7 protein-coding genes are annotated in these 6,844 nt (G+C 58.2%); 6 read left to right on the forward strand and 1 reads right to left on the reverse strand.

Going from position 1 to position 6,844, the window contains the following annotated elements:
- Positions 1-557: 557 nt before the first annotated feature.
- The gene (locus ESO89_RS19460) at positions 558-1,193 is read right to left on the reverse strand and encodes a cupredoxin domain-containing protein (RefSeq protein WP_004048641.1); all 636 of its coding nucleotides are present in this window, start codon (positions 1,191-1,193) and stop codon (positions 558-560) included.
- Between the two features lie 164 nt (positions 1,194-1,357).
- Between ESO89_RS19460 and ESO89_RS18045 the strand changes: the two genes are divergently transcribed.
- The 6 genes from ESO89_RS18045 to ESO89_RS18070 form a co-directional block, all read left to right on the forward strand.
- Positions 1,358-1,708, forward strand: a complete 351-nt coding sequence (locus ESO89_RS18045) for an ArsR/SmtB family transcription factor (protein ID WP_004048640.1) — start codon at positions 1,358-1,360, stop codon at positions 1,706-1,708.
- A gap of 2 nt (positions 1,709-1,710) precedes the next feature.
- Positions 1,711-2,004, forward strand: coding sequence for a DUF7521 family protein (locus tag ESO89_RS18050; RefSeq protein ID WP_049909250.1), 294 nt, complete (start codon positions 1,711-1,713; stop codon positions 2,002-2,004).
- A gap of 3 nt (positions 2,005-2,007) precedes the next feature.
- Positions 2,008-2,283, forward strand: a complete 276-nt coding sequence (locus ESO89_RS19575; protein ID WP_049909249.1) for a DUF7521 family protein — start codon at positions 2,008-2,010, stop codon at positions 2,281-2,283.
- 96 nt (positions 2,284-2,379) lie between these two features.
- A complete protein-coding gene (acnA, locus tag ESO89_RS18060; RefSeq protein WP_004048637.1) occupies positions 2,380-5,160 on the forward strand; it encodes an aconitate hydratase AcnA in 2,781 nt (926 codons plus the stop codon).
- 119 nt (positions 5,161-5,279) lie between these two features.
- Entirely contained in the window at positions 5,280-5,675 is a 396-nt protein-coding gene (locus tag ESO89_RS18065; RefSeq protein ID WP_128906781.1) for a hypothetical protein, read from the forward strand.
- 218 nt (positions 5,676-5,893) lie between these two features.
- Positions 5,894-6,844: HAD-IC family P-type ATPase (locus ESO89_RS18070; protein WP_164932838.1), on the forward strand; the 951-nt coding region annotated here is incomplete at its 3' end.

A 6,844-nucleotide genomic window follows, 5' to 3' on the forward strand; every position in this document is an offset into this window, starting at 1 on the left:
GCCGTTGGGCACAAACTCGGCTTCCTCATTCCTTCCGAAAGATGTCTCGATAAGCCTCCGCTATCACGCGGTTTCTTGCTTAACTGAAGACGGATGCTTCTTGTCGGTTTTATCGAGGAAACGTTCGTCCGACTGCTTCCGTTGATCGTAGTCTTCTATTTCTGGAGCTACTGGCGAAGCCAACTACTCTCGAAAACGGAGGGGATCTTGGCGACCGCCGCATCCGGGATCACTGTTGGGGGGCTGGAACTAATCTTCAAACTCGAATACTTGTCCCGGCTTGAAGCCACCGCCAGATTCGATGCGATGGTTGTCCCGATACTACTCGTGTATCTTCCATTCGCATTGGTAGCCGGTCGGTTCGTGTATGCCCTCGGTGAGCGTATTCACGGATCCGACACGATTGGCCTGCCATCACTGCCTCGAAGAACTCTTCTCTTCCTTTTGGGAGGGTATCTTACCCTCGCAATAGCACACGCTATGTATAACCTACTGGTATGACTCCTTAAACCGCGTCCGGCAGCGATAGAAAAGATGCCGGGAGCGTTCGTCAGCAATTAGTGGTCATCGCCAAGTGCACTCGAAACCATTCCGTTCAGTTCGGTGAGCTTCTCTCGGACAGTATCTGGTTTCTCCTCGGGTGGCTCTTCGAGCGCGATCTGTTCATGTGGATCTGGGTCGCCGACGATGACGCTCCCGAGCATACCGACCGTCTCGTGGGGCGTACAGTAGTAGTGGTAGACGCCCTCGGTCTCGAAAGTGTGCTCGAACGTCGCTCCTTCCTCCGAGCGGAGACCACTATCCCATGCTGCAGCACCATCGGGAACGAGCTGGGGTTGGTCGTTGTCTGGATGGTAGGCCGTCGCGGAGTGACTGCCGCTCTCGTTAGTCCACGTTACCGTCCCACCGACATTGACGCGGACGACGTGCGGTTCGAAGTGATATCCTCCGTCTTCGGTGACCATCGCCACCTCAGCTGTATCGCTCGGTTCCTCGACGGCTTCATCGTGACCTTCCTCGTCGTCATGCCCCGATTCTCCTTCGCTACTGTTCTCTCCTTCGTCATGCCCCGACCCGCCTCCGTCTTCGGTAGATCCCGCAGTGCTTTCGGCCCCACTATCACTGCCGTCTGATTCCGATCCAGTACATCCTGCGAGTCCAATAACCGCTGTACCACCAGTTAACTGGAGCACTCGCCGCCGGGTGAGTCCTGAATTGGTTGTCATAGCGTAGGTCACCTCACAGGTGAGAATACGAGGGGTGGGAAAATAGACGGGTGAGCTGTTTTGCGTGCGACGCAAAACTGGTCGTTACATACGTTTCGGCAGGGCATTAACTTGTATTGCGAGGAACAGCTGTGTCCACGGACCATCGCGCTGACGAGCTATTAGACCTCCTCGGGGAGGAACGGGTTCGTCAGATTCTGGCCGCGACGAGCCGGGACCCCCTCTCAGCGAAGGAACTGAGCGAGGAATGCGACGTTGCCCTCTCAACGATTTACCGCCGGGTCGAAGATATGGTCGCTAATGATCTGCTCGTCGAACAAACACAGATTGAGACTGACGGGAGCCATCATAGCGTGTACGAAGCAAACGTTGACCACGTCGATGTCGACATCGAAGATGGAACGATCGACATCAAGATGGACGTTCGTGAGGACGCCGCGCAGCGGTTCTCGCGTATCTGGGGCGACATCCGAGACACCTAACCATGCACACCGCACTCGTCATTGCAAAGCTCATCGCAGTCGGACTAGGGCTGTCGATAACGTATCAAGCGTATCGTGGATACAGGGTCTACGGTAGCGAACCAATGCTGTACGTCGCTATCGGATTCCTATTCATCAGCGTCGGGTCCGTAATCGAAGGCATTCTCTTCGACGTGGTTGGGTTGTCCATCTTCGTTGCTGGGACCATCCAGACTACACTTGTCGCGGCAGGTATGCTCATTATCCTTTATTCGCTACACGGACAAATGTCCCAGCCAACACAGGGGGGGCGATGAATCGTGACTACTGGATGGGAAGTCACGCTAATTGGAGTCCGTGTCTTTCTCCTCTTCTTGGGTATGGCGACGACAGCGATCAGCTTTCGCGCGTATCGTCAGGAACGGACTCGATACCTACGTGACGCAACGATCGGCTTCGGGTTCATGACGCTCGGTGTCCTCATAGAAGGTTTTCTCTACCAGCTCACAGCATTAACGCTCACGCAGGTGCATGTTGCCGAATCCGCTGCGTTGGCGTGTGGGTTTGCCGTCCTCCTCTGGTCTTTCATTCGGTGAGTTCTGAAACGCCGTCACAGTATTCAGGATCCCGATTCCCATCGGAATGAATTCGGAGGGAGATTAATATCGCTCCCGAGCACATATTCAGATACTATGACTGACACACTCCCGTTCGATGCCGTCCGCGAACTTGACGTCGACGGGACGACGTACAAGATGGCTGACCTTCGAGCACTCGAAGAACATGGACTCTGTGAACTCGACACGCTCCCGGTGAGTATCCGTATCCTCCTCGAATCGGTGCTCCGAAACGTCGACGGCGAAACCATCACCGCGTCAGACGTCAGAAATGCTGCTGGCTGGGAGCCGGACGTTCCGGACGCAGAGGTGCCGTTCTCTCCGTCACGGGTGGTCCTACAGGACCTTACCGGCGTGCCCGCAGTGGTCGACCTAGCAGCCCTCCGCTCCGAAGTCGATCGCAAAGACCGCGACCCCACTCTGGTCCAACCGGAGATCCCTATTGATCTCGTGATCGACCACAGCGTCCAAGTCGACTACTTCGACTCCGAGGACGCCTACGAGAAGAACGTCGAACTGGAGTACGAGCGCAACGCCGAGCGGTATCGCGCGATCAAGTGGGCGCAAAACGCCTTCGAGGACTTCAACGTCGTCCCGCCGGGAACCGGGATCGTTCATCAGGTAAATCTCGAACATCTCGGCCGTGTCGTTCACGCCCGCGAACAAGATGACGAGAACTGGCTTCTGCCGGACACACTCGTCGGCACGGACAGCCACACCCCGATGATCGGCGGTATCGGTGTCGTCGGCTGGGGCGTCGGGGGTATCGAAGCGGAAGCAGCGATGCTCGGCCAACCGATTACGATGAAACTCCCCGAGGTGGTCGGCGTTCGTCTCGAAGGCGAGTTACCCGAAGGCGCGACGGCAACGGATCTCGTGCTTCACATCACCGAACAACTCCGCGAGGTCGGCGTCGTCGACCGGTTCGTCGAATTCTTCGGGCCCGGTGTACAGAACCTTACTGTCCCGGACCGGGCAACGATCGCTAATATGGCACCCGAACAGGGGTCGACGATCAGTATGTTCCCGGTCGACGATCAGACGCTCGAGTATCTCGAACTCACCGGGCGCGACCCTGAACACATCGACCTCGTCCGCGAGTACCTCGAATCCCAAGGCCTGTTCGGGAAACAGGAACCGGAGTACACCGAGGTCGTCGAGTTCGATCTCTCAACTGTCGAACCGAGTCTGGCCGGACACAAGCGACCACAGGACCGAATCCCGATGGGGGACGTAAAACAGAGCTTCCGAGGACTTCTCCACGGGGAGTTCAAGCACGACCTCAACGATGTCGATGAAGAGGCCTTGCAGCGGTGGCTCGGTGAGGGGGGTGTAGCCGACGCAGAGACTGATGGCGGCGCTCAAGTCGAGGCCGAGTCCGAACTGCACCCGTTAACCAAACGCGTTGAGGTCGACCTCGACGGTGAAACGGTCGAAATCGGTCACGGTGATGTCCTGGTTAGTGCCATCACGAGCTGTACGAACACCTCAAACCCGTCGGTGATGATCGCCGCTGGTCTGCTCGCCCAGAACGCCGTCGAAAAAGGCCTGGACGTCCCGCCGTACGTCAAGACGAGCCTCGCACCGGGCAGCCGCGTCGTCACGCAGTATCTCGAAGAATCAGGGCTGCTTCCGTATCTCGAAGAGCTCGGGTATGCCGTCGTTGGCTACGGTTGTACCACCTGTATCGGTAACGCCGGACCACTTCCGGACTCCATCGAGCAGGCGATCGACGACCACGACCTCTGGACGACGAGTGTCCTCTCGGGGAACCGCAATTTCGAGGCGCGTATTCACCCGAAAGTCCGAGCGAACTACCTCGCGAGCCCACCGCTTGTGGTCGCCTACGGGCTCGCAGGGCGGATGGACATCGACCTCGAGAACGAGCCGCTGGGCACTGACGCTGAGGGTGACCCAGTCTATCTGGCGGACATCTGGCCGGACGCAGCCGACGTGCAGGCAGCAATCCACGAGAACGTCTCCCCGGAGATGTTCGAGGAGAAGTATGCCTCCGTGTACGAGGGTGACGAGCGGTGGGCTGCTCTCGACGCGCCAAGTGGTGACGTCTACGAGTGGGACGACGACTCGACGTACATCCGAGAGCCGCCGTTCTTCCAAGACTTTCCCCTCAAGAAACCCGGCGTCGCCGATATCGAGGACGCACGCTGCCTGCTGACGCTCGGCGATACCGTTACGACCGACCACATCAGCCCTGCTGGCCCATTCGGATCTGACCTCCCTGCCGGCCAGTGGCTGCTCAATCACGGCGTCGAGCCCCACGAGTTCAACACGTACGGCGCGCGCCGGGGCAACCACGAGGTGATGATGCGAGGGACGTTCGCCAACGTCCGCATCGAGAATGAGATGCTCGACAATATCGAGGGTGGCTATACGATCCACCACCCAACCGACGAGCAGACGACCGTGTTCGAAGCCAGCCAGCGCTACCGCGAGGAGGGCACCCCACTCATCGTGATGGCGGGCGAGGAGCTCGGAACCGGGTCGAGTCGTGACTGGGCAGCGAAAGGAACGGACCTACTCGGTGTCCGCGCAACCATCGGCGAGAGTTACGAGCGCATCTACCGCGACAACCTCGTCGGGATGGGTGTTCTCCCCTTACAGTTCGATGACGGCGACTCATGGGAATCTCTCGGACTGGACGGGTCGGAGGTCTTCACAATTCACGGTCTCGATGACGGTCTCGACGTGGTAGATGAATTGACAGTTATCGCCGAGCGCGAGGACGGTTCGACTGTCGAGTTCCCGGTCACGGCACAGGTCGGTACGCCGGCCGCCGTGACCTATATCGAACACGGCGGCATCCTCCACTACGTCCTTAGACAGCTACTCACGTAGTAACTCTGCATCTTCGTCTATTCTGTATAATTGGACTTCTGAATACTGCGTTCCGGCTCCGTTCTCGGACGTGTAGATTTGTGGAGAATATTAAATCCGAATAGGTCGTACCGTAGCGTATGATACGGATACTTACCGGCGTCCTCGGAGCTGTTACTACATTGTTCCCGGACAAGATAGTTGCGCTCTTTGAGAAACATGCGATCACTAATCCCAGTGAAGGCACCCTAAGGAAATGGGTAAACCCAGCTATACGATCAGAAGGAATTCTGATAGTCGTGATCTCCCTACTTGGTAGCCGATTGTATGCGTGGATGATGAATCTCACCGGGGCGTTCGGTGCAGCTGTCCTCATGTTTCCCGACCTGTATCGCAAGTTTGCTTCCACGGTCCTCTATGAGCGCCCAGATGCTATCGAATGGAACGAGCAATTCACGACAGGTGTACGAGTTATCGGCGCAGTATACGTTTTTCTGGGGGCAAAAACTTACAGAGACCGCCACAAGGAGACGTAGGATCATCCCCGACCACATCAGTCTCGCGAATGTTCGGTAGATGCCAGCCTGTTCAGAGGGCGTGTCAACTCACAGTAGCCCCCACGTTGAAGCATCCTCGGTTCAATTGCTCGGTAATGGACGATAAATCCCAAAGGGAGGCCGACGAAGCAGACCACGGCCCACACAGTCAGCATGATGGGCACGACGGACACGACGGACACGACGACCACGGTGGGATGCACGAAGGCCACGAGCAAATGTTCCGGCGGCGCTTCTTCGTCTCGACGCTCCTGTCGATTCCGGTCCTCCTGTACAGCGAAATGCTGCAGGAGTGGCTCGGGTTCTCCGTTCCCGCGTTCCCGGGTAGCGAGTGGATTAACCCCGCCTTCGCGGTCATCGTCTTCGCGTACGGTGGGGTGCCGTTCCTCCAGATGGCGGTCCCGGAGCTGAAAGACCGGTCGCCGGGAATGATGACGCTCATCTCGATGGCGATCACGGTCGCATTTGTCTACAGCCTCGCGAGCGTGGTCTTCCCGACACAGTCGGCGTTCTTCTGGGAGCTCGTGACGCTGATCGACATCATGCTGCTGGGCCACTGGATCGAAATGCGGTCCGTACGACGTGCCTCGAGCGCGGTCGACGAGCTGGCGAAGCTGATGCCCGATACCGCCGAGCGGATCAGCGACGACGGTGACACCGAGGAAGTCCCGGTGAGTGAACTCTCCGAGGGCGACCTCGTACTCGTTCGACCGGGCGCGAGTGTTCCTGCTGACGGCATCGTTGAAGAGGGTGATTCGGACGTCGAGGAGTCGATGATCACGGGCGAGTCGAAACCAGTTTCTAAGAAACCCGGGGATGAGGTCATCGGCGGGACGATCAACGGCGACGGCAGTCTCCGCATACGTGTCGGTGCAACGGGCGAGGAGACGACACTCGCAGGTATCATGCGACTCGTCGAGGAAGCCCAACAGAGCAAGTCCAAAACGCAGGTGCTGGCCGACAGAGCGGCTGGCTGGCTGTTCTACGTTGCCCTCGGGGCAGCAGTCGTGACAGCAATCGCGTGGACCATCGCGGTCTCGTTCAACGCGACTGTCATCGAGCGAGTCGTGACGGTGCTCGTCATCGCCTGCCCACACGCCCTCGGACTCGCCATCCCGTTGGTCGTCGCGATCAACACGTCGCTCGCC

The organism is Halorubrum amylolyticum, assembly GCF_004114995.1.
In the GTDB taxonomy this organism is placed as follows: domain Archaea; phylum Halobacteriota; class Halobacteria; order Halobacteriales; family Haloferacaceae; genus Halorubrum; species Halorubrum amylolyticum.

Coding starts and splice junctions, on each gene's coding strand:
- ESO89_RS18065 (WP_128906781.1), top strand. CDS start 5,280: ATGATACGGATACTTACCGGCGTCCTCGGAGCTGTTACTACATTGTTC.
- ESO89_RS18050 (WP_049909250.1), top strand. CDS start 1,711: ATGCACACCGCACTCGTCATTGCAAAGCTCATCGCAGTCGGACTAGGG.
- acnA (WP_004048637.1), top strand. CDS start 2,380: ATGACTGACACACTCCCGTTCGATGCCGTCCGCGAACTTGACGTCGAC.